The sequence below is a fragment of the Streptomyces sp. NPDC048331 genome, assembly GCF_043201215.1.
In the GTDB taxonomy this organism is placed as follows: domain Bacteria; phylum Actinomycetota; class Actinomycetes; order Streptomycetales; family Streptomycetaceae; genus Streptomyces.
The window spans coordinates 1-20,514 of record NZ_JBICYT010000037.1 but is presented as its reverse complement, the minus strand read 5'-3'; the positions used below and the strand labels follow the sequence as shown (position 1 = coordinate 20,514).

Genomic DNA, 20,514 nt, shown 5'->3' with positions numbered 1-20,514 from the left:
CGCGATCCCTCATCGGGAGCCACGCCTGAGTCGTTCCGGTTTACGCCCGAATGACACACGGGGTCAACCCCGCCCCCTCTTCCAGCCCTGCGGCGCCTCCGTCAGCCCCGCCGACGGCGCTCGAGGCGCGGGGGCCCGGGGGCCCGAGGGGGCAGCGCCCCCGGCGACGGTTCACCCGGCCCGTCGCCCGAACGTCGGCCCGAGGGCCAGCTCCGCCGCCCCCTCGGCCACCCCCACCCGCGCGAGAGCGACCACCGGCATGGCGGCCGGCACCGCCGCCCGCTCCACCAGCACCTCCCGGACCCCGCTCAGGAAGATCCCCGGGGCCGCCGCCACCACCCGCCCGCCCAGCAGTACCCGGTCCACGTCCAGCAGCGCGACCAGGTTGGCCGCGCCCACGCCCAGGACCCGCGCCGCCTCGGCGAGATCACCCCGGGCCACGGCCCCCAGGCACAGCACCTCCGCACATCCCCGCGCCCCGCAGGGACACGGCGGGCCGTCCAGGCTGATCACCTGGTGCCCGAACTCCCCCGCCGCCGAGCGGGTACCCCGGTAGATCCCACCGCCGAGCCAGAGCCCCGCACCGAGCCCGGTGGCCACATGCAGGTACACGGAGGTCCCGGGCCCGGAGCCACCGGACCGCCCGGACCCCTCGGCGGCGACGCCCGCGTTCGTGTCCTTGTCCACCAGCACCGGCACCCCCAGCCGCGCCTCCAGCAGCTCCCGCATCCGGAAGCCCTCCCACTCGGGGAACCCGGTCACCCGGCCCATCACCCCGGACCGGTGGTCGAGCGGCCCCGGCGCGGCCACCCCCACGCCCAGCAGCGGCGGCCCGGCCGGTTCACGGACCCGCTCGACCGCCCGTACGACCGCGTCCAGCACGGCGTCCGGGCCGACCGCGAAGTCCAGGGGGCCACGGTCCTCGGAGACGACGTGGCCCGCCAGGTCGACCCGTACCGCCCGGAGTTCGTCGCGGTCCAGGTGCACGCCGACCGCGTGCCTCGCCTCCGGCACCAGCCGGAGCAGGGTGCGTGGCTTGCCGCCGGTGGACGCGGCACGCCCGGCCTCCGCGATCAGCCCGTCCGCACCGAGCCGGGCCGTGATCTTGCTGACGGCCTGTGGGGTGAGCCCCGCACGGGCCGCGAGTTCGGCGCGGCCCAAGCCCTCCGGACCTGCGCCGCGCAGCAGATCCAGCATCAGCGCCTCGTTGTACCCGCGCAGCGTCGGCAGGTTCACCCCGCCGCGCCCGTCACCGCTCCCGCTGTTCACATGCCCATTGTCCACCTTCCTTGCACTTCGGCAACACTGTTGCCAAAGTGGAGCCATGAGCACCCCCGCCACCCCTGACTCCCCCGCCCCTTCCACCTCTCCCACCCCGCTCCGCGTCGGCGTCATCGGCTACGGACTCGCCGGTTCCGTCTTCCACGCCCCCCTCGTGGCCGCCACCGACGGACTCACCCTCGACACCGTCGTCACCTCCGACCCGGCCCGGCAGGCCCAGGCCCGCACGGAATTCCCCGACGTGCACATCGCCGCCACCGCCGCCGAGCTGTGGGGCCGGGACCTCGACCTGGTCGTGATCGCCTCCCCCAACCGGACGCACGTCCCGCTCGCCACCACCGCCCTCGAAGCCGGCATCCCGGTGGTCGTGGACAAGCCGATCGCCGCCACCGCCGCCGAGGCCCGCGCGCTCGCCGCCCTCGCGGACCGCAGCGGCACCTTCCTGTCCGTGTTCCAGAACCGCCGCTGGGACAACGACTTCCTGACCCTGCGCCGCCTCATCGCCGACGGCGAGCTCGGCGAGGTCCAGCGCTTCGAGTCCCGGTTCGAGCGCTGGCGCCCGCAGCTGAAGGGTGGCTGGCGCGAGTCGGGCGCCCCGGAGGAGATCGGCGGCCTGCTCTACGACCTCGGCAGCCACGTCGTGGACCAGGCGCTGGTCCTGTTCGGCCCGGCCGTACGGGTCTACGCCGAGACCGACGTGCGCCGCCCGGGCGCCGAGACCGACGACGACACCTTCCTCGCGCTCACGCACGCGAACGGGGTCCGCTCCCACCTCTACGTCAGCGCGACCACCGCCCAGCTCGGACCGCGGCTGCGCGTCCTGGGCTCCCGGGCCGGCTACGTGAAGTACGGCCTCGACCCGCAGGAGGGCGCCCTGCGGGACGGACTGCGGCCCGGCGGGGACCTGCCCTGGGGCGAGGAGCCCCCGCACCTGTGGGGGCGGCTCGGCTCCGGCGAGTCCCCGCTGACCGGCGGCGGCATCCCGGTCCCGACCGAGCAGGGCGACTACCCGGCGTACTACGCGGCGGTGGCCGCCGCGCTGCGCACGGGCGGGCCCGCGCCCGTGACGGCGCTGGAGGCCGCGCAGTGCCTCGACGTGCTGGAGGCGGCCCGCCGATCGTCCGAGGAGGGCGTGGTCGTGGAGATTCCCGCCACGGGGTCCGCGTCCGGCTGAAGCCGCCGGGCGACGGGACGGCGGACCGGGGTCGAGCGCGGACGCCGAAGGGGCGGGGCCGCCGATGCGACCCCGCCCCTCCCGGATCCGACCGGACGTCCCGCTACGCGCCCTTGAACTCCTGGCGCTGCCGGCCGAGACCCTCGATCTCCACCTCGACGACGTCGCCGGCCCGCAGGTACGGCTTCGGCTCCGGTTGGCCCATGGCCACACCGGCGGGCGTACCGGTGACGATGACGTCACCGGGGTACAGCGTCATGAAGTGGCTCAGGTACCGGACGACCTCGCCGACCGGGAAGATCTGGTCCGAGGTGTTGCCGTCCTGCTTGAGCTCACCGTTGACCCACAGCTTGACGTCCAGGACCTGCGGGTTCGGGACCTCGTCGGCGGTCAGCAGCCAGGGGCCGATCGGGGTGAAGGTCTCGCAGTTCTTGCCCTTGTCCCAGGTGCCGCCGCGCTCGATCTGGAACTCGCGCTCCGACACGTCGTTGACCAGGACGTAGCCGCCGACGTGCGCGAGGCCCTGCACGGCGGAGTCCAGGTAGCGGGCGGTGCTGCCGATGACGACGCCGAGCTCCGCCTCCCAGTCGGTCTTCACGCTGCCGCGCGGGATCAGCACGGTGTCGTCGGGGCCGACCACGGTGTCCGCGGCTTTCAGGAACAGGATCGGCTCGGCCGGGGGCTCCGCGCCGATCTCGGCGGCGTGGCCGAAGTAGTTCAGGCCGATGCCCACGACCTTGCCGATCCGGCCGACCGGGGCGCCGACGCGCAGACCTTCGGCGTCCAGGACCGGAAGCTCGCCGGACGCGGCCGCGTCCTGTACCCGGCTCAGTACGGAGTCGTCGGCCAGCAGACCGCCGTCCACATCCGTGATCAGGCCGGACAGGTCACGCAGGGTCCCGTCCCGATCGAGCAGCGCGGGGCGCTCCGACCCCGCGGGTCCGACACGCAGCAGCTTCATGGGCATTCTCCCGTGGTCGTGGGTGGTCGGCCCAGGGCGCGCCCAGGGCCGGCCGATGGGTTGCGGCCATCGGAGGATTGGTCGATCCTCCAAGATGCCCATCCAATCCGCAAGACCCTGTTCACGGACTGGAACGCCCGCCTCCATCGGCCGCCCGCTACGCCGCCTGCTCCAGCCGCTCCTCCACCGCCCGCTCCGCCCGCTCCTTGCGGTACTGGAGCCAGGCGCGCTCCGCCACCGACCACGCGGTGGTGGTCAGCAGGTAGAGCCCGGCGGCCAGTGGCACCACGGCGGCCGTGATCAGCGTCCCGAACGAGAGCAGGGGCAGTACGCCGCCCAGCTTGCGCATGACCTCCTGCTGCTCGGCGCTCACCTCGGCCATGACCCCGACCCCCGCCTTGGCCCCGGCTCCCGCCTTGGCCCCGGCTCCCTTCACCCCGGCCCTGCCCTGCGGCGCGCCACGGCCGGCCGGCTTCTTCGGGCCGGCCGTGGAGGCGGCAGCGGCCGCCGCGACCGCGGCGGCCGAACGCCGTCCCCGCACCGCACTCCACGCGGCCACCACCGCGATCGCCGCGAACAGTCCGAGGAACACCAGCCCCTGCGCCCCGAAGGGGCCGCCCTCGCCCATCGCCTCGGTCCACCGCGCGCCCAGCGGCGCGGCGAAGAGCCGGTGCCCGAGCAGCTCGTTCGTCTTCCCGCCCACCTCGGCGGAGGAGAACGCCTGGTACATCACGAAGAACACCGGCAGCTGCAGCAGCAAGGGCAGGCACCCCGCCGCCGGCGTCGCGCCGCGGAAGGCGGCCCGGCTCAGCGGGTGCAGCGCGAGCCGTACGAGCACGGTGAACAGCACGATCGCGGCAGCGGTCGCGGACTGCGCCAGTACCGGCTCCAGAAGCCGGCCCAGCTCAGCAACAAGATGGGTGAAAACGGACACGCGGGCCCTCCGAAGGGTCTCGTCGAACGTCGAAAGAGATGCATTTCGGCGTGACGACCCGCGAGGGGCGACAACAGTGATCAGTCAGCAGAAGGCGAGAAGTACTGCGCGCCCCTACGCGGCCGTCGGGAGGAGACGGCCGGGCGCCCGGGGCCGCGACCGGCCCGAGGCATCGGGATCACGCTGCGGCAGGAAGGCCGTGCGCTGCTCGCGATCACGGATCGCGGTGCGTATGCGGTGCGGCGGCACGGGCCGCACGAGCCGCGCGGCGGCGGCGAGCGCCTCGGTGCCCACGGCGACCGTGGCCGCGAGGGCGACCACGACGGCGCCCAGCCCGCCCTCCCCGGCGAACAACCCGAGGAGTCCCCCGAGCAGCAGGAGCGGGAGCAGTACGGCAAGGGCCCGCGAGGTCCGCGCGAACAGGGTGAAGGACAGCAGGTCGCCATCGCGTCGTTGCCGAGCCATACGGACCTCCCCCTTCTCCACTCCCGCGCACGAACTCCCGTACGACAACGATGGTAACCGGGCCCGCCGACAACCCGGTCGGTCAGGACGGCTCGGACGACCGGAGCGTCCCCCAGACCACCAGCCGGTACTTCGAGCTGTACTCGGGCGTGCAGGTGGTGAGCGTGATGTAGGCCCCGGGCTCGCTGTACCCCTGGTCCGGTTTCACCACGCTGCGGGGCACGGGCGCGATCACCCCGGTGTCCCGTGCGGTGGTCTCGCCCAGGACCTTCCCGACCACGTACGTGTACCGGCGCCCCCGCAGGTCGACGATCAGCTCGTCGCCCGCCCGCAGCCGGTTGACGTACCGGAACGGCTCGCCGTGCGTGTTCCGGTGCCCGGCCAGCGCGAAGTTCCCCCGCTCCCCCGGACCGGCGGTCCCCGGGTACTGCCCGGCGTAGCCCTTGTCCAGGACGGCCCGCTTGTCGACCCCCTGCGCGACGGGGACGACGAGCCCGAGGCGCGGGACGCGCAGCACGGCGTAGGCCCGGTCCCGTACGGGGGCCCCGGCGGCGGGTCGCGCGGCCCGGGTCGCCGCGGGCGCCGCGCCGGGATCCGCCGACCCGCTCGGCTCCGGCCCGACGGTCGAACCACCACCGGAACCGGAACCGGCCCCGGAACCGGCCCCGGAATCCGCCTCTGCCCCCGCCGCCCGCTCCCCGGAGCCGTCGGCGGGACCCTCGTCCCAGGCCCGCTCCAGGGCCTGGACCCGCTCCCGCGCGGCGGCCGCGGCCTGCCGATTGGTCCACCACACCTGATGCACCACCAGCAACAGGACCACCACCCCCACGGTGACGATCAGCTCGGCGCCCGCCCACAGCGCCCCCGCGAGACCGGCCCGGCGCCCCCGCCGGCCGCTCCCCTGCACCACCACAGGTACGCGATCTCGCACGGGCGGCACCTTAAGTCCTCCCCCGTCAACTGACCAGCGGCAGTACGGTGTGAACCATGCGCCCCGACACGCCTGCCGAGCACATCGCCGAAGCCGAGCGCCTCATCCGCACGGCGACCCGCTACCCCGAGGACCAGGAGCCCTTGCTCCTCCAGGCCGCGGCCCACCTCGAACTGGCCGACGCACGCGACCGGGCGAGTGCCCTGTACGACCAACTCCTCTCCTCCTCACCGTCCGACCCCCACCTGATCAAGGCCCTCCAGGCGGCGAACCTGTGGGAGTACGGTCACGAGGCCGAGGCCCGCGCCCTCATCTCGGGCATCCGCGCCGCCTCGCCCAAGGAACCGGCACCGTGGGAGGTCATCGCGGAAGCCCTGGAGGCCCACGACGAGTTGGAGGCCTCGCACGACTGCTTCACCGAAGCGGCCACCCTCCTCATCGCGGAGGACGACCCGTTGACCCCGGCCACCACCGCCCTGCTCACGGGCCGCCACCGCGTACGCCGCCTCCTCGGGCGCCCGCACGACGACTGGGACATGGTCGCGGACACCCGCCACATCGGCCCGATCCCCCTCGACGAGCTCCACGACCCCAAGCGCATCTGGGCCCTGGGCTCCGACGACCCCGCCGAGCTGCGCGCCGAGATCGCCCGCCTGCGCGCCGAGCTGGGCGACCGTCGCGCGGCCCTCTCCCGGCCCTTCCCGGTGGCGATCCTGCACTGGCCGCAGCGCGAACTGTCGGAGCTGCTGACCAGCTACCCGACCCTGGCCTCCGAGTACCCCTCGCACGAGGCCCACCTGCGGGACATCGAGAGCTCGCTGCGCGCCCTGGCCGCCTCCGGCACCACGAACCTGGGCATCGTCACGGCGAGCGTCCCCTCCTACGAGGCCTTCGCGGCTTCGGAGAAGACCTCCCCGGCCTCCCCGTCCCTCCTCGTCGAATACGCCACGACCCTGGCGGCCCGCGGCAAGGCCACCCCCTGGCCCCCGACCCCCACCGCGTCCTGCTGGTGCGGCTCGGGCAAGCCGTACACGGAGTGCCACGAGGTGTCCGGCGGCTAGACCGTCTCTTCCGGATCTTGCCGGGCACACGATGTCGCCGGTCCGGTGATTACGTACCATCGGCTTCAGCGGACGGAAAGTGGAGGAGGAGGGAGAGCGTCATGATCGCGGCCGTGCCTTCCTCCCCTTCCGTGTCGGCCCGGATGAGTCGCCAGGCACGCCGGAACACCACTCCCGAACTGGCCGTGCGCCGACTGCTGCACGCGGCGGGCCTGCGCTACCGGCTCCAGGTGAAGGTACCCGGCATGCCGCGCCGCACGATCGACATCGCCTTCCCCGGGGCCAAGGTCGCCGTCTTCCTCGACGGGTGTTTCTGGCACGGATGCCCCGAGCACGCCACGCAGCCGAAGTCCAACGCACAGTGGTGGCGCGAGAAGCTCGACAAGAACATGGCCCGGGATCGCGAGACGAGCGAGCTGCTCGCCGCGGCGGGCTGGACCGTGCTGCGGTTCTGGGAGCACGAGACGCCGGAGTCCGTGGCGGCCCGTGTCATCGATGCCCGCCGCGGCACGACGACCGGCTGACCGGCCCTCCTCGACGATCGACATGCGTCCGACCGGCGCGGACAGGACGACATGACGCTCTCGGGGCCGGACCGGCTCACCTCTCTGGAGCTGTGTGCCGGCGCGGGCGGTCTGACGCTGGGCCTGGAGGCGGCCGGGTTCGACCCGATCGCGCTCTTGGACACGAAGCCCGACTCCTGCGCCACCCTGCGGGGCAACCGCCCCGACTGGACCGTGCTGGAGCAGGACCTCCGCGACTTCCTGCCGTCCGACCGCCCGGATCTGTTCGCCGAAGACACCCGCGTCGATCTCCTGGCGGCCGGTCTGCCCCGGCTGCCGTCGGCGGCCTCGACCATGCGGAAGGACGCGGACGAGGAGCGTTACCTGCTGAAGGCCACGATCTGGTTGGCGCAGGCCGCCCTGCCCCGCGCCGTCCTGGTGGAGAACATCCCCGGTCTCGCGCTCGCCGACGCGTACGCGCCGACCCGGCGGTGGGTGGAGGAGAACCTGCGGGAGGTCGGCTACCGCTCCTCGTGGGGTGTGCTCGACGCGGGCGACTTCGGTGTTCCGCAGCAGCGTCCGCACGGTTTCCTGGTCGCGCTACGGGATCCCGAGTTCGGCCGGTTCGCGTGGCCGGAGCCGTCCGGTCTGCCCACGCGGAGCGTCGGCACGGTCCTGTACGGGTCGATGGCCCGTAGGGGCTGGCCCGGGGCGACCGCGTGGGCCCGGCGTGCCTGCGAACCCGCCCCGACGATCGTCGGCGGCTCGGACAAGCGCGGCGGCCCGGACCTCGGCCCGACCGGCTCGAAGCGCGCGTGGGAACGCCTCGGCGTGAACGGGGGCGGGATCGGGGACGACGTACCGGACGCCTCGGCCCCCGACGACCTGCTCCCCAAGCTCACCGTCCCTCAAGTGACGTGTCTGCAGGGCTTCCCCGCCGACTGGGTGCTCGCCGGCCGCAAGACGTCCTCCTACCGCCAGATCGGCAACGCGTGCCCGCCTGCCGTGGCAGCCGCGGTCGGTCGCGCGCTCGCGCTCGCGCTCGCCCTCCGGCCCGAGATCGCCCTCCGGCCCGCGGACGGCCCGACGCCGGCTAGACTCGCGCCATGAACTCCGAGAACGAGCCCCCCTACAAAGTCGTCGACCTCTTCGCGGGCTGCGGCGGCTTCACCCGGGGCTTCTTCGAGTTCTCCCGGGACACCATGAAGGACGGGCTGCATTCCTTCGCCCCCATTGCCGGGGTCGAGATCGATCCCGCGGCCGCTCTGACCTATTTCACGAATTTCGAGAAATGGGCGGACGACACCACCGGAAGCGACCACCACTTCTTCCTGGGCGACATCGCGGATTGGGTGGACGTCGTCAGGGAGAAGGGGCTGCACGCCGATGTGATCCTGGGAGGTCCGCCCTGTCAGGGCTTTTCCGGACTCGGCAAAGGCGATCCGGACGATCCGCGCAACCGCCTCTGGGAAGAATATTTCAAGATCGTCGAATTGGTGCAGCCGCGTATCTTCATCATCGAGAACGTCGAGCGCTTCAATTCGTCCACCCAACTCGCCGATCTGAAGAGCGCCTTTCTCGATCTCGGATACACGCTGGAGGATCCGCAGGTCCTCAACGCGGCCGACTACGGCGCCGCGCAACTCCGGAAGCGGACGATCGTGATCGGTGTGCGGGGGAAGCGGCACATCTCCTACCCCGCCCCCACGCACGCGGGCGCCGGCAAGGCCGGCCAGGTCGGCCTCTTCGCGACCGAGGGTCCGAAGGCCTGGCAGACCCTCAAGGAATGCCTGGACGGCACGAAGGACCCGATCCCCTACCGGACGAATCAGCACGACCTCCCGGAACTGAACGACGAGAACGTCCCGTCCGTCACCATTTCCCGGAAGGTCACGGAGACGGGCGTCCTCGACAAGGAGTTCGTCGTGCGGCTCCGCGAGAAGATCCCCGGACCGTTCCGGAGTGAATCGCTGCACATCGGCCGCCGGCCGACCGGCCTCTCCCTGGCCCGCTACCGGGCCATCGAACCGGGTCAGAACCGCCACGCGCTGCGGAACGCGCCCCCGGCGCTCGTGGAGGGGAAGCTGGTCCCGCTCTCGACCGAGAGCTGGAACCGCCACAACAGCGGCTCGGGTGACGTCATGGGCAGGCTCGTCTGGGAGAAGCCCTCCGTGACGATCCGCACCGAATTCTTCAAGCCGGAGAAGGGGCGGTACCTGCACCCGGTCGACCACCGCCCGATCACCCACTACGAGGCGTCACGCATCCAGGGGTTCCCGAAGGACTTCCGCTGGTGCGGAAGCAAGTCCCAGATCGCGCGCCAGATCGGCAACGCGGTACCGGTGCCGCTGGCGCGGGCCCTCGCCGCGCACGTCTACCAGGCCCTGCGGGCCGGGGCGGGCCTCGACGAGCACCACCAGGCCGAGGACCTGACGTCGGGCACGGCTCAGGCGTAGGGATTCTCCACCGGCTCCTCCTGGCCACGGATCGGCGCGGTGGTGAACAGCTCCTGGAAGAGGGGGAGCAGCCGGGCGACCGAGGAGAAGTCCACCTCCCCGTCGTCCGGTCCGTCCGGCAGGGAATCGTGCGGGACGGGTGGGGCGTAGGTGAGGTCCGCTATCCACAGGCGCCGGGCCTTCGTGTCCAACGGCTCGTCGGGGGCGACCAGTTCGTACTGGATCGTGCTCCCTGCGGTGTTGACCGCCTTGATGAGCGCGTTCGCCGCCCGGGTGCTGGTCACCGTGCCGTCGCGCAGCATCCGGATGACGGTCTGGGCCGTGGGCCGGTGCAGGAACACGTCTTGCCGCAGGGCGGAGTTGAACATCTCCTGGTTGGCGCAGGCCGCCTCCGCCGTCGCGTAGTTGCGCCCGTCGCGGTACATCTCGGCGGCCCACCAGAGCCGGGCCATGGCCTGGACGTGGAAGGGTCCGGTGAAGCGCCGCGGGTTGACCCGCGCCTCGCCCCCGCCACCGCTGCCGCCGCCGTTCTCGTTCTCGCTCCCGAGCCAGCGCCACAGGACGTAGTCCGGTGCGACGCGCAGCGCGAGGTGGTTCCAGAGTTCCGAGTCGCCGGCTTCCCTGCGGGTCAGTCGCAGCGTCGCGTGCAGGCGGGGGGCGAGCCAGGCGTCACTGGCTCCGGGGCGCGCCTCGACGAACCGGCGCATGGCGGCGTCGAACAGCTCGCGTACGGGTCGGGCGCGCCACCGGTCGCTTTCGTCCTCGAACGCGCGTGAGCTGCGGTCCAGCTTCTCGTGGGGCAGTGCGCTGCGGCCGCCCAGAACCTCGTCGTCGAGTTCCCGCCGCGCCACGGCATCGGGAAGGAGTGCGAGCCGCTCGGGTGCGGCGGCCGCCCCTTCGTAGACGGATTCCCAGCTCACTGCTTCGTGCTCCCCTTCGTGATGTCCCGCAATGCCTCGCCCAGCGAGCGTGCCGACCGGGACTGTCGCCCGGCCGCGTGGAGTACGCGCATGTGCAGGTCCCGGCCCGCGCCGCCGACCCGGCGGGACAGCAGTTCCCGTAGCGCGTCGGACGGGGAGAGGTCGGGGCACACGTCGGGCAGCATCCGCTTGAGGACGTTGTCCCGCCAGCCGCCCGGCCATTGGGGTTCGCCGTCCTCGGCGAAGACCTCGTCCGCGGCGCTGTGGAACAGGGTCACCCACAGATCCGTGCCGAGCTTGGCGGCTAGCGCCTTCTGCAGGGCGCTCTCCGCGGGGGACATTCCTCGCGCGGGTGCGCCGAGCAGCCGCGCGACTCCTTCGAGGGCGGTGTTCACGTAGACGGTGGGTACGGCGCCGTTCGCGTCGATCGCCCATTCGTTGTGCCGGAAGTCGTGGAGATGGGGATGTTCGTCGGAGCCGAAGTCGACCTCCGTCATGCGGATGTCCTGCTCCCGGTGGGCACTCCGGGAGTCCACGTCCACGGTCCAGGCCTCCTCGGCCGAGCCGATGAGCCGGCCGGGCACGCCGTCGACCGTCGCGGTGACGATGCCGGTGAGTTGCAGTCGTCCCAGGTGTTCGTCGCGGTCGACGCGTACCTCACCGACCCAGTCGCCGGAGGCGTCCTGGCGCAGCGAGGTCACCGAGCGCACGTGGGAGGTCCGGTTGGCGACCGTGACCGCCGCCCGCACGTCCCGCCAGCCCCGGCCCTCGGCGTCGGCCACCGCGGGGACCCGCATCCGGACGCCGAGTCGCGCGGTGGACCAGTCGGCGTAGCCGACTCCGTGCACGGCGACCCTGCGTTCCTGCCGGTTCACGAGTTCCAGCGGCAGGGCGTCCTCGTCGACGCGTCCCTCCCGCACCTCGATCGTGGTGAGTCCGTCGGATCGGCGCAGGGTCGGGTAGGGGACGAGCTGCTTCACATCGACTCCTTCGCGCGCTGCACGTCGACCTCGACGCGGGCGTGCCGAGCGGGTACGGGGTGGTCCTGCACGTCGCTCTCCCCGCAGAAGACGGCCGTGCGGGCGCCCGCCTTGAACAGCAGGGAACCTTCGGCGGTGACCTCGCAGTTGCGCTCGGCGACCAGTCGGGCCCACTTCACGACGGGCTTGGGACCCGAGCGGGTGACGAAGCGCAGGACGGGGACGAGTGTCCACGGATCCGTCTGTGGGGGCAGATTGACCTCGACCCGTACCTGCCACGCACCGGTGTCGTCGACGTGGCCGTCGACGTCGTCGACCTGGGGGTGGCTGCGCGCGTTGCGGGGCGGGCCCTTGGGGGCGTCGATGCGCAGCACCTCGCGCAGGACGGACGGGATGACCTCGTCCGCGGCGGGGGCGTCGTCGCGGGTGGCGACGACGGCCAGGACCCCCTCGCGCATCGCGGACCGGAACTCGCCGATGCTGCGTACGACGCCGCGCGCGTAGGTGACGACGAGGTCCTCGGTGCGCTTCCAGGTGTCGTGCTCGGGCGGCTCGGCCGTACGCAGGAAGCGTTCCGCGGCCCGTGCACCGTCGGAGGAGTCCCCGGCGGCCGTGCCCGCGAGGAGCAGGGCCTGGTAGGCGTTTCCGCCGAGCGGGGGGTTGATGGTCTGCGTCATCACCACCATGCGGTTGCCGCGCATGCAGACGAGTTGGTTGGGGCGCGGGTCGTCCGGTTCGGCGGCGGTGACGAGCAGGACGGCCTCGTGCCGGGCCGGCTTGCCGTCCGCCTCGGTCTGCGGGGAGCGCAGCGGGGGTACGTCGAGCCGGACGCGTCGTTCGACGACCTGCTCGGGTGCGGTCAGTCGATCGACCGTCGCCCCTTCGAGGAAGGCGCGCAGCGCTCGCGATCGGGCCGGCTCGTACTCGTCCGGGACCACGCGCCGCTCGGCGACGACCTCGACGCCGTCGCGCAGGGCCACGACCGACGCCTCGACCAGGGGCCGGGACCCCGGGGCGGAGATCATCGAGGCCCAGAAGTTCCGCCCCAGCCCGGCCGACAGCTTCTCGTGCAGGGCTTCCAGGTCGGCGTCCTCGTCGTCGCCCTGATGGGCGCCGACGACGAGGAAGGAGGTCCCGGGCTCGTCACCGTCGCGCTTCAGGTGCAGTGCCTCGACCGTGGCCTCGTCCGCCCACCAGGATCGGGCCGCGCCGTCCCGGTCGGGGTCGGCCTCGCCCAACCAGGCGGGGCCGGCGTAGGCCTGGTCCCCGACGGTGTGCCAGGGGAGGTCGATCCGGCCGATGAGGCGCCGCTCGTGGTGCCCGTCGTGCGGCCGGCTCAGGGTGCTGTTGATGAGGACCATGCCCAGGGAGCTGGCCGACCAGAGGGTCGCCTTGCCGAGGCCGAAGGATCCACCGGCGCTGGCGTTGGACTTCACGCTGTCCAGTTGGCGCCTGACGACCGCGGCGAACCGGCCGTCGTCGTAGTCGTCGCCGGTCAACCCGTTCGCGTTGTAGTCGTCCACGCGCAGGAGGACGAGGCTCCCGCGGTCCTCGATGTCGCGCAGGGCCCGCGCCAGGGCGCGGGAGGCCTTGTTGCCCGCGCTCGCGGCCGACTCGTAGTGCTCGCGCAGCGCGTCCCACCGCATCACCCGCCGGAAGGCGTCGAGGCGTTCCCCGGAGATCTCGTGGAGGACGTGCCGGATGCGTACCGGTCGAGCGGTGTCGAGGATCTCGTCGAGGCTGTTCTGGGTCGCTTCGCGTGCCAGGACCGAGAGGTCGGCGTCGAAGGCGAACGCGGCGGCGTTGCCGTACTCGCGCCCGCCGTCGACGTGTGCGGGGCGGTGGTACCAGGTGAGCCGCTCGTGCCCGACGGTCTCGTCCATCGACAGGGAGGCACCGGGGACGACCCCGAGTGCTTCCTCTATGAGCTTCACGGTGTCGGGTCTGGGCGTCACCCGGCCGCTCACCCACGTGGACACGGCGGCGCGGGTGACGTTCACCTGGGCCGCGAGCTCCGTCTGGGTCATCCCCTGTCGCTGCAACTGACGCCCCAGCCAGGCTCCATAGTTGTCGACCACGATCCGTCAGCACTCCATGTCATCGTGCGGGAACGACCTCGCGCATCATACAACTGACCATTTGACAGCAGAGAATGTGTCAAAATTTACCGATCGAACCATCGTGCGGATTCGGCCGCCACCCGGGGCCGGTCCCCCGAGGAATCGGCGCGTTTCCCGGCAACCCGACCGACGGAAGTGCCCACCGAAGCCCTTGTGCCACCTCCTTCACCCGTGCGACCCTTTCGATCACTCGCCGGGTGAGGATTCCGCGAGAACCACCGGGGGGTGCGCGCCTACAGGCTATTTGCCATGCCCTCATCAAGGCTGCCTCGCGCCCCCGCGCCACCCCGCGCCCACCCTCTCGCGCCCACGCCTTGAATTCGCCGCGCCGACATTTGCGATATCCGGAGAGTGAGCTTCTTCGTGCCCTTCCAGCCTTCCCCCGCGCAGTCAGACCCCCTGCCCGACGTGCTGCGCGTCGTCCTCGACCAGTCGGATCGCAGCCTCAGCACCTATCGCAACGATCCCGGCCGGATCCTCGAGGACGCGAACGGCGAACGGCGAATTCAACAAGGGGGCTACGGAGATCGCCAGTTGTACGAACTCGTGCAGAACGGCGCGGACGAACTGCGGGATCGCGATACGCCGGGCCGCGTAGCCGTCGTCCTCACGCAGAACCATCTGTACTGCGCCAACGAGGGAAACCCGCTCTCCGCCGACGGCGCCGAGACCATTCTGCGCATGAGCGTCTCCAAGAAGCGCGGAGGACAGATCGGCCGCTTCGGCGTGGGCGTGAAGTCCGTCCTGTCGATCACCGACACCCCGCAGTTCTTCAGTGTCACGGGCAGCTTCGGATTCGACCGTGAATGGTCGGCGCGACTCATCCACGAGGTCCACCCGCAGGCGAAGGAAACCCCCGTCCTGCGCATGGCCCGGCCGCTCGACCTCGCGCGCGAACTCCGCGAGGACCACGTACTGAACGACCTGTTCTCCCACGGGGCCGTCACGGTCGTCCGGCTCCCGCTGCTACCCGGAGCCGCGGCGCGCCTGGGCCGGGACCTGCGCGCGTTCCCGCGGGAGTTCCCGCTCTTCTCCCCGCACGTCGGGACGATCGACCTGGAGGACCGGCGCGAGAACTCGACGTTCCGCCGCTCCCTGAGCGGAACACGGGCAGGGACCGTCCACACGCTTCTCGTCTCGGACGACGGCGGAGCACCGGAGCGGGAGACCTGGCGCGTCTTCACCGTGTCCTACTCCCCCAGCGCCAAGACCCGCGAGGCCTCCGGGGAACTCCACGACCGACCCGTCATCGACATCTCCTGGGCCGTACCCGAGAGCCGCCGCGAACTCGGCTCCTTCTGGGCCTACTTCCCCACCCACTACCCGATGACCCTGCGCGGCATACTCAACGCCGCCTGGAAGACCAACGAGGACCGCCAGCACCTGGTCGACGGCACCCCGCTCAACGACGAGCTGCTGGGGGCCGCCGCCGGTCTGGTGGCCTCGTCCCTGCCCGCCCTGACGGACCCCGAAGACCCCGCCCGCCACCTCGCCCACCTGCCCGGCCGCTACAAGGAGCGCCGCAACTGGGCCGACGGTCACGTGATCCAAGGGGTGTGGCGCGAGGCGGCCGCGAGACCCTCCCTCCCCGACCAGGACGGGGAGCTGCGCAAGCCCTCCGCCCTGCGCGTCCACCCGGAGGAGCTGCGGCCCGAATGGCTCGACCTGTGGGCCTCCCACCCGACCCGGCCCACCGCCTGGGTGCACCGGTCGGTGGACACCGACCGGGACCGGCGAGGCAAGCTCGGGCACATCCTGGAGGCCGCGCACCACGAACGCGCGACCGTCCAGGAGTGGCTCGAAGCCCTGGTCACCGACGGCACGCCCGCGGCGTCCGCATGCGCGCTGCGGATCCTCGCGGCCATGATCCGCGGCAACAGCCCGTACGTCGCGGACGCCCGACAGGCCCGCATCCTCCTCACCGAGGCGCACGGCCTCGTGGCCCCGCGCCCGAACACGGTGTTCCGCCGGGTCCTGGACGACTCCCTCCCCAACGAGATGGTCTACGTCCACCCCGAGATCGCCACGGTGCGCGAGCTCTCCGCCGACCTGGACACCATCGGGATCCACGAGGCGGACGCCCTGGGCCGCTTCGAGGCCGTGGTGGACCAGGGATTCGCCCGGTACGGCGAATCCTCGTGGGAGGAGTTCTGGAAGCTGTCCCGCCGGGCCGGGGCGGGACAGTCGATCCGCATCCTGAACGAGCGGGTCCCGGATCCGACGGGCGTCCTCAAGGTACGGACCCTCGCCGGCGCCTTCAGCAGCATCGAGTCGTGCCTGCTTCCCGGACCGGTGGTCCCCGCCGACGGCTCACGCGACGCGACCCTCGCCATCGACCCCCGCTTCCACCGGGACGACCTGATCGTCCTGCGTGACCTCGGCGCGCGCTCCGGTCCGGAGACCGAGCAGGACCCGACCGGCGAGCCCTGGTTCGAGTCCTACGCGGAGGCCATGCACAAGGCGTACTGCGCCACCCTCCCGGCCAGCTCGGCCCGACCGAACCTGGCGACCATGCGGATGCAGGGCGCCTCCCCCGCCGGCCCCCTCGGATTCCTGACGCGCCTGAGCGAAGAGGGCCGGGCCGCCTTCGTCGCCGCCCTGCCCGACCGGGGCATGGTCCGCAGCTGGACCCGGCAGGTCGGCAAGCAGACCCGGACCCAGGAGACCGCGCCGTCCCCGCTGCGCTGGATGGTGACCCGGCACGGGTACGCCCGTACCGACCGGGAACTGCTCCCGCTGCGGGAGTGCGTGGGACCGCAGCTGTCCCGCTACGCCTCCGTCCTCCCCGTGGCCCACCTCTCCACGGCCCAGGCCGACGCCCTCGAAATGCCCGGCACCCTCGACAAGGTGCCGCAGCGGGTGTGGAACAAGGTGCACGAGCGGATCGCCGTGAGCGAGGACGACGCGTTCCTCGGGAACGCCTACACCCTGCTCACCCGGGCCGACGCCGGCTTCCCGGAAGGCGTCGAGACCCGCTGCCGCATCGGCACGCAATGGGGACACCGGCCGGACGCGGACATCGCGGTGACCTCCGTCCGCGAGGAGTACGACGGGCTGGTGCGCGAATCCGTCCCGGCGCTCCTCGTCGACTCCCCGGAGGACGCCGAACTGCTGCGGACCCGTTGGGACATGTGCAGCCCCGGCGACAAGATCACCAAGGAGCTGGGTCACGCTTCCGAAGCCGAACCCGAGCTGCTCCTGAACCGCTTCCCCTCCCTGCGCCTGCGCACCGATCTCGCGACCGCCGACGCCTGGTTCCAGTCCTGCACCCGACTCGAAGAGATCATCCGCACCGAGCACAGCTACCGTCCCGTCCCCCTGAAGAGCGCGCTCGACGGTCGGGTCGCGCTGATCAGCCACCCCGAGGACGAGCTGGAGATCCTCCACGAGTCGTCCAAGGTGTTCGGCTGGCGACTGTCCCGCGCCGAGTGCCGGCAGGTCATCGCGCTCCAGGAACAGCAGCGGGCCAACGAGAAGCTCCAGCGCGTCGTCCACGCGGAGAGCGTCACCGAGAAGCTCCTGCTGCTGATCGGCGAGGAAGCCCTGCGTACGGGACTTCCGCCGGGCCTGTGGGAGGACGAGCTCCACGTGTCCGGGCGGGAGCCCGACGGCCGGCGGATCGCGGAACTGGCCTACAACTCGGAGAAGGACGGCGTCCTCCGCCACTACGCCAAGGCCATCGCCTCCCGCTGGGCCGAGGCCCCGAACAGCTACGGGGGCGACACCGCCGCACGCCAGTTCGTCAACCGCCTCGGCTTCCCGGAGGCGTTCGCCGGCGCCCGGCCCGTCAGCCCGCCCGCGATGGAGCAGGTGACGGGTCCCGTGGACTTCCCCCGCCTGCACGACTACCAGGAGCGGCTCGCCCAGAACCTCTTCTACCTGCTGACCGACCCCGACCCCAAGCGCGCCATGCTGTGCATGCCCACGGGCTCCGGCAAGACGCGGGTCGCGGCCGAAGCGGTGATCCGGGCCATCAAGCACCGCCGGCCGACCGGGCCGATCCTGTGGATCGCGCAGAGCGAGGAACTGTGCGAGCAGGCCGTACAGAGCTGGAAGTTCGTCTGGTCCAAGGTCGGCGCCGAACGCGAGGCGCTGTCCATCAGCCGGCTCTGGGGGGCCAACTCCGCCACCGACATCCGCTCCACCGTCCACCTCGTGGTCGCCGTCGACGCGAAACTGGAACGGCACCTGGACACCGAGGCGTACGCCTGGCTGCGCGAGGCCTCGGCCGTGATCGTCGACGAGGCGCACACCTCCCTCTCCCGCCGCTACACCAGGCTCTTCGAACTCCTCGGGATCTCGCGCAACAACCGGACCGAGCGGCCGCTGGTCGGCCTGACCGCGACCCCGTTCCGCAGCACGAACGAGGACGAGACCCAGCGCCTCGTCCAGCGCTACGGCAGGTCGCGACTGGACAAGGGCGTGCTCGACCCGGACCCGTACCCCCAGCTGCAGGACATGAAGGTGCTGGCCAGGGTCGAGCAGCGGGTCCTGCGCGGCGCGACGGTGACCATGAGCGCGTCGGAACTGAGCAAGGTCGACACCTTCGGCGCGCTGCCCGCCACGGTCGAGGACCGCCTCGCGTTCGACCACGAACGCAACCGCATGCTCGTCGACGAGATCGCCTCGCTGCCCGCCGATTGGCCCGTCCTGCTGTTCGCCACCTCCGTGGCCCACGCCAAGGTGATCGCGGCCAAGCTGAACGACGTGGGGGTCTCGGCCGAGTCCATCGATTCGGCGACGCCCACCGACACACGCCGCAAGCGGGTCGACGCCTTCCGGGCCGGCAGGATCCGGGTCCTGGCCAACTACGGCGTCCTCACCCAGGGCTTCGACGCACCCGCCACCCGCGTGGTGGTCGTCTCACGACCCACCTACAGCCCCAACGTCTACCAGCAGATGATCGGTCGCGGGCTCCGCGGACCCGCGAACGGAGGCAAGGACACCTGCCTCATCCTCAACGTCGACGACAACATCGAGAACTACGGTCACAAGCTCGCCTTCACCGAGTTCGAGCACCTCTGGGAGCGCAAGTGACGAAGACCCCGGGAGCGCCCCCCGCGCTCACGGACGAGCAGCGCGCCGTCGTCGAACTCCCCTGGGACGCCAAATGCCTGGTCGTGGCAGGGGCGGGCGCGGGCAAGACCCACACCCTCGTACGGCGCCTCGACGCCCTGGTCGAGCGGGACGACGTACTGCCCGGCGAGATCCTCGTACTGAGCTTCTCCAACGCCGCCGTGCGCGAGCTGCGCCAACGCATCCAGCGCCACGCCGTCGCCGCCGACCGGGTCCGGGTACAGACCTTCGACAGCTGGGCCACCGCCTTCCTGTCCGAGATCGCTCCCACCGGCGAGTGGCACACCGTCCCCTTCGACGAACGCATCCGCAACGCCACCGAAGCGATCGGGGAGGGCTGGCTCGACGACTTCCTCACCGAGGACCTCGCGCATGTCGTCGTCGACGAGGTGCAGGACCTCGTCGGTGAGCGGAGCCGCATGATCGAGGCGCTGCTCGACGAGTACCGGGACGCCGGTTTCACCGTCGTGGGCGATCCCGCCCAGTCCCTCTACGGCTTCCAGGTACCGGTGGCGCAACGGGCCGCGGAGGTCAACAGCTTCTTCCCCTGGCTGCGCAACAGCTTCCCCGCCGATCTGCGCGAGCTGCGACTCACCCGCAACTTCCGTGCCACGACCGACTCCGCCCGCACCGCCCTGCACCTGGGCCCCCACCTCCAGCAGGACGACCTGACCGCGGAGGGCCACCGCTCTGTCCACACGCGGCTGCACGCCGCGCTGGTGTCGAACCTTCCGTTCGCTCCGCTCGACAGCGAACTCGCCGCCTCCGCACTGCGGGCGTACGACGGCACGAACGCCATCCTCTGCACCACCAACGGTCAGGCCCTGGCCGTCTCCCGCTCCCTGTGGACGTCCGGCGTGCCCCACAGGGTGCAGCGCTCCGCCCAGGACCGTGTACTGCCCACCTGGTTGAGCCTGCTCTACCGCCGCTGCGAGGGATCCACCCTGGCCAGGACGAGGTTCGACACCATCGCCGACGAGCTGGCGCTCCCGGACGGCGAGGCCCGCGACGTCCTGTGGCTCGCCCTGGTCCGGCTGGACGGCCGTGGGCACCGGTCGGGGATCGATCTGAACCGGGTGAAGACGGCGCTCGCCGGTGGCCGGATACCGGACGAACTCACCACCCAGGGCCCGGTACGGGTCGTCGTCTCCACCGTGCACCGCGCCAAGGGGCTGGAGTTCGACCGGGTCGTCGTCATCGACCCCGGACCCGTCGCGGGCCCGGACACCAAGGACAGCGATCCGGCCGCGGCGGCCCGCGCCCTCTACGTGGCCATGACCCGACCACGCCACGACCTGTTCCACCTGACACTGCCCAGGGACCCGTTCCTCCGCAAGGACGGCGACGGCCCGTACGCGACCGGCCGCTGGTACCGCGGCGGAACAGGCACCAAGCGGGGGCAGCGGTACGGCATCGAAGTCATCGGCGGCGACGTGTCACGCGAGGCCCCGGCCGGCGCGGACGGCTCCCAGGAGAACGACGCCGTCGACCTGCAGCACTACCTCGCGCACGAAGTGCGCGCCGGCGACCCCGTCGAGGGGGGGGGGGGGGGGGGGCGCGCGCCCGGGCCCCCCCCGGGCCCCCCCCCCCCCCGGGCGCCCGCCGGCCCCCCCCCCCCGCGCGCCCCCCCGCCCCAGAGGCAAAACCCGGAC

General features: G+C 72.1%; 15 protein-coding genes. 7 read left to right on the top strand and 8 right to left on the bottom strand.

Translation table 11 applies throughout. From position 1 onward, the window contains the following. Positions 1–171: 171 nt before the first annotated feature. The gene (locus ACGFYY_RS34355; protein ID WP_393715482.1) at positions 172–1,269 is read right to left on the bottom strand and encodes an ROK family protein; all 1,098 of its coding nucleotides are present in this window, start codon (positions 1,267–1,269) and stop codon (positions 172–174) included. Positions 1,270–1,324: 55 nt separating this feature from the next. Here ACGFYY_RS34355 and ACGFYY_RS34350 point away from each other — a divergent pair, with 55 nt between their 5' ends. Next, positions 1,325–2,455 carry a Gfo/Idh/MocA family oxidoreductase gene (locus tag ACGFYY_RS34350; RefSeq protein WP_393715480.1) on the top strand — a complete coding sequence of 377 codons (1,131 nt, stop codon included), beginning with the start codon at positions 1,325–1,327 and terminating at the stop codon, positions 2,453–2,455. A gap of 103 nt (positions 2,456–2,558) precedes the next feature. Here ACGFYY_RS34350 and ACGFYY_RS34345 read toward each other — a convergent pair whose 3' ends face one another. From ACGFYY_RS34345 to ACGFYY_RS34330, 4 genes are all read right to left on the bottom strand, one after another. Next, the gene (locus ACGFYY_RS34345) at positions 2,559–3,416 is read right to left on the bottom strand and encodes a fumarylacetoacetate hydrolase family protein (protein ID WP_365264431.1); all 858 of its coding nucleotides are present in this window, start codon (positions 3,414–3,416) and stop codon (positions 2,559–2,561) included. 157 nt (positions 3,417–3,573) lie between these two features. Further along, positions 3,574–4,350, bottom strand: a complete 777-nt coding sequence (locus ACGFYY_RS34340) for a YidC/Oxa1 family membrane protein insertase (RefSeq protein ID WP_393715477.1) — start codon at positions 4,348–4,350, stop codon at positions 3,574–3,576. Positions 4,351–4,464: 114 nt separating this feature from the next. Next, positions 4,465–4,815: a DUF6412 domain-containing protein gene (locus tag ACGFYY_RS34335; RefSeq protein WP_393715475.1), complete on the bottom strand. Its 351-nt coding sequence runs from the start codon at positions 4,813–4,815 to the stop codon at positions 4,465–4,467. An 82-nt stretch (positions 4,816–4,897) separates the two neighbouring features. Continuing rightward, complete coding sequence (locus ACGFYY_RS34330; protein ID WP_393715473.1) at positions 4,898–5,746, bottom strand: class E sortase; 849 nt, start codon at positions 5,744–5,746, stop codon at positions 4,898–4,900. Between the two features lie 56 nt (positions 5,747–5,802). Here ACGFYY_RS34330 and ACGFYY_RS34325 point away from each other — a divergent pair, with 56 nt between their 5' ends. The 4 genes from ACGFYY_RS34325 to ACGFYY_RS34310 all read left to right on the top strand — a co-directional run bounded on the left by ACGFYY_RS34325 (position 5,803) and on the right by ACGFYY_RS34310 (position 9,766). Further along, positions 5,803–6,807 carry an SEC-C metal-binding domain-containing protein gene (locus ACGFYY_RS34325; protein ID WP_365264440.1) on the top strand — a complete coding sequence of 335 codons (1,005 nt, stop codon included), beginning with the start codon at positions 5,803–5,805 and terminating at the stop codon, positions 6,805–6,807. Positions 6,808–6,908: 101 nt separating this feature from the next. After that, entirely contained in the window at positions 6,909–7,331 is a 423-nt protein-coding gene (locus ACGFYY_RS34320; RefSeq protein WP_393715471.1) for a very short patch repair endonuclease, read from the top strand. Positions 7,332–7,382: 51 nt separating this feature from the next. Beyond that, on the top strand, positions 7,383–8,420 hold the full coding sequence (locus ACGFYY_RS34315) for a DNA cytosine methyltransferase (protein WP_393715469.1): 1,038 nt from the start codon (positions 7,383–7,385) through the stop codon (positions 8,418–8,420). Continuing rightward, positions 8,417–9,766 carry a DNA cytosine methyltransferase gene (locus tag ACGFYY_RS34310; RefSeq protein WP_393715467.1) on the top strand — a complete coding sequence of 450 codons (1,350 nt, stop codon included), beginning with the start codon at positions 8,417–8,419 and terminating at the stop codon, positions 9,764–9,766. Before ACGFYY_RS34315 ends, ACGFYY_RS34310 begins: the two co-directional genes overlap by 4 nt. On the opposite strand, the gene ACGFYY_RS34305 is transcribed toward ACGFYY_RS34310, so the two are convergent. Genes ACGFYY_RS34305 through ACGFYY_RS34295 form a run of 3 tightly spaced genes read right to left on the bottom strand, consistent with a single transcriptional unit; the run spans position 9,757 to position 13,744 of the window. Further along, positions 9,757–10,686, bottom strand: a complete 930-nt coding sequence (locus ACGFYY_RS34305) for a DUF6339 family protein (protein ID WP_393715465.1) — start codon at positions 10,684–10,686, stop codon at positions 9,757–9,759. The two genes, ACGFYY_RS34310 and ACGFYY_RS34305, sit on opposite strands and share 10 nt — an antisense overlap. Then, on the bottom strand, positions 10,683–11,666 hold the full coding sequence (locus ACGFYY_RS34300; RefSeq protein WP_393715463.1) for a hypothetical protein: 984 nt from the start codon (positions 11,664–11,666) through the stop codon (positions 10,683–10,685). Before ACGFYY_RS34300 ends, ACGFYY_RS34305 begins: the two co-directional genes overlap by 4 nt. Further along, complete coding sequence (locus tag ACGFYY_RS34295; RefSeq protein WP_393715461.1) at positions 11,663–13,744, bottom strand: helix-turn-helix domain-containing protein; 2,082 nt, start codon at positions 13,742–13,744, stop codon at positions 11,663–11,665. Before ACGFYY_RS34295 ends, ACGFYY_RS34300 begins: the two co-directional genes overlap by 4 nt. Before the next feature lie 393 nt (positions 13,745–14,137). Between ACGFYY_RS34295 and ACGFYY_RS34290 the strand changes: the two genes are divergently transcribed. Together ACGFYY_RS34290 and ACGFYY_RS34285 are read left to right on the top strand one after the other, a co-directional pair. Then, positions 14,138–18,823 (top strand): DEAD/DEAH box helicase, encoded by a 4,686-nt coding sequence (locus tag ACGFYY_RS34290; protein ID WP_393715459.1) that lies wholly within the window; start codon positions 14,138–14,140, stop codon positions 18,821–18,823. Beyond that, positions 18,820–20,514: UvrD-helicase domain-containing protein (locus ACGFYY_RS34285; RefSeq protein ID WP_393715457.1), on the top strand; the 1,695-nt coding region annotated here is incomplete at its 3' end. The genes ACGFYY_RS34290 and ACGFYY_RS34285, both read left to right, overlap by 4 nt.

Coding starts and splice junctions, on each gene's coding strand:
- ACGFYY_RS34350 (WP_393715480.1), top strand. CDS start 1,325: ATGAGCACCCCCGCCACCCCTGACTCCCCCGCCCCTTCCACCTCTCCC.
- ACGFYY_RS34345 (WP_365264431.1), bottom strand. CDS start 3,416: ATGAAGCTGCTGCGTGTCGGACCCGCGGGGTCGGAGCGCCCCGCGCTG.
- ACGFYY_RS34335 (WP_393715475.1), bottom strand. CDS start 4,815: ATGGCTCGGCAACGACGCGATGGCGACCTGCTGTCCTTCACCCTGTTC.
- ACGFYY_RS34325 (WP_365264440.1), top strand. CDS start 5,803: ATGCGCCCCGACACGCCTGCCGAGCACATCGCCGAAGCCGAGCGCCTC.
- ACGFYY_RS34320 (WP_393715471.1), top strand. CDS start 6,909: ATGATCGCGGCCGTGCCTTCCTCCCCTTCCGTGTCGGCCCGGATGAGT.
- ACGFYY_RS34315 (WP_393715469.1), top strand. CDS start 7,383: ATGACGCTCTCGGGGCCGGACCGGCTCACCTCTCTGGAGCTGTGTGCC.
- ACGFYY_RS34310 (WP_393715467.1), top strand. CDS start 8,417: ATGAACTCCGAGAACGAGCCCCCCTACAAAGTCGTCGACCTCTTCGCG.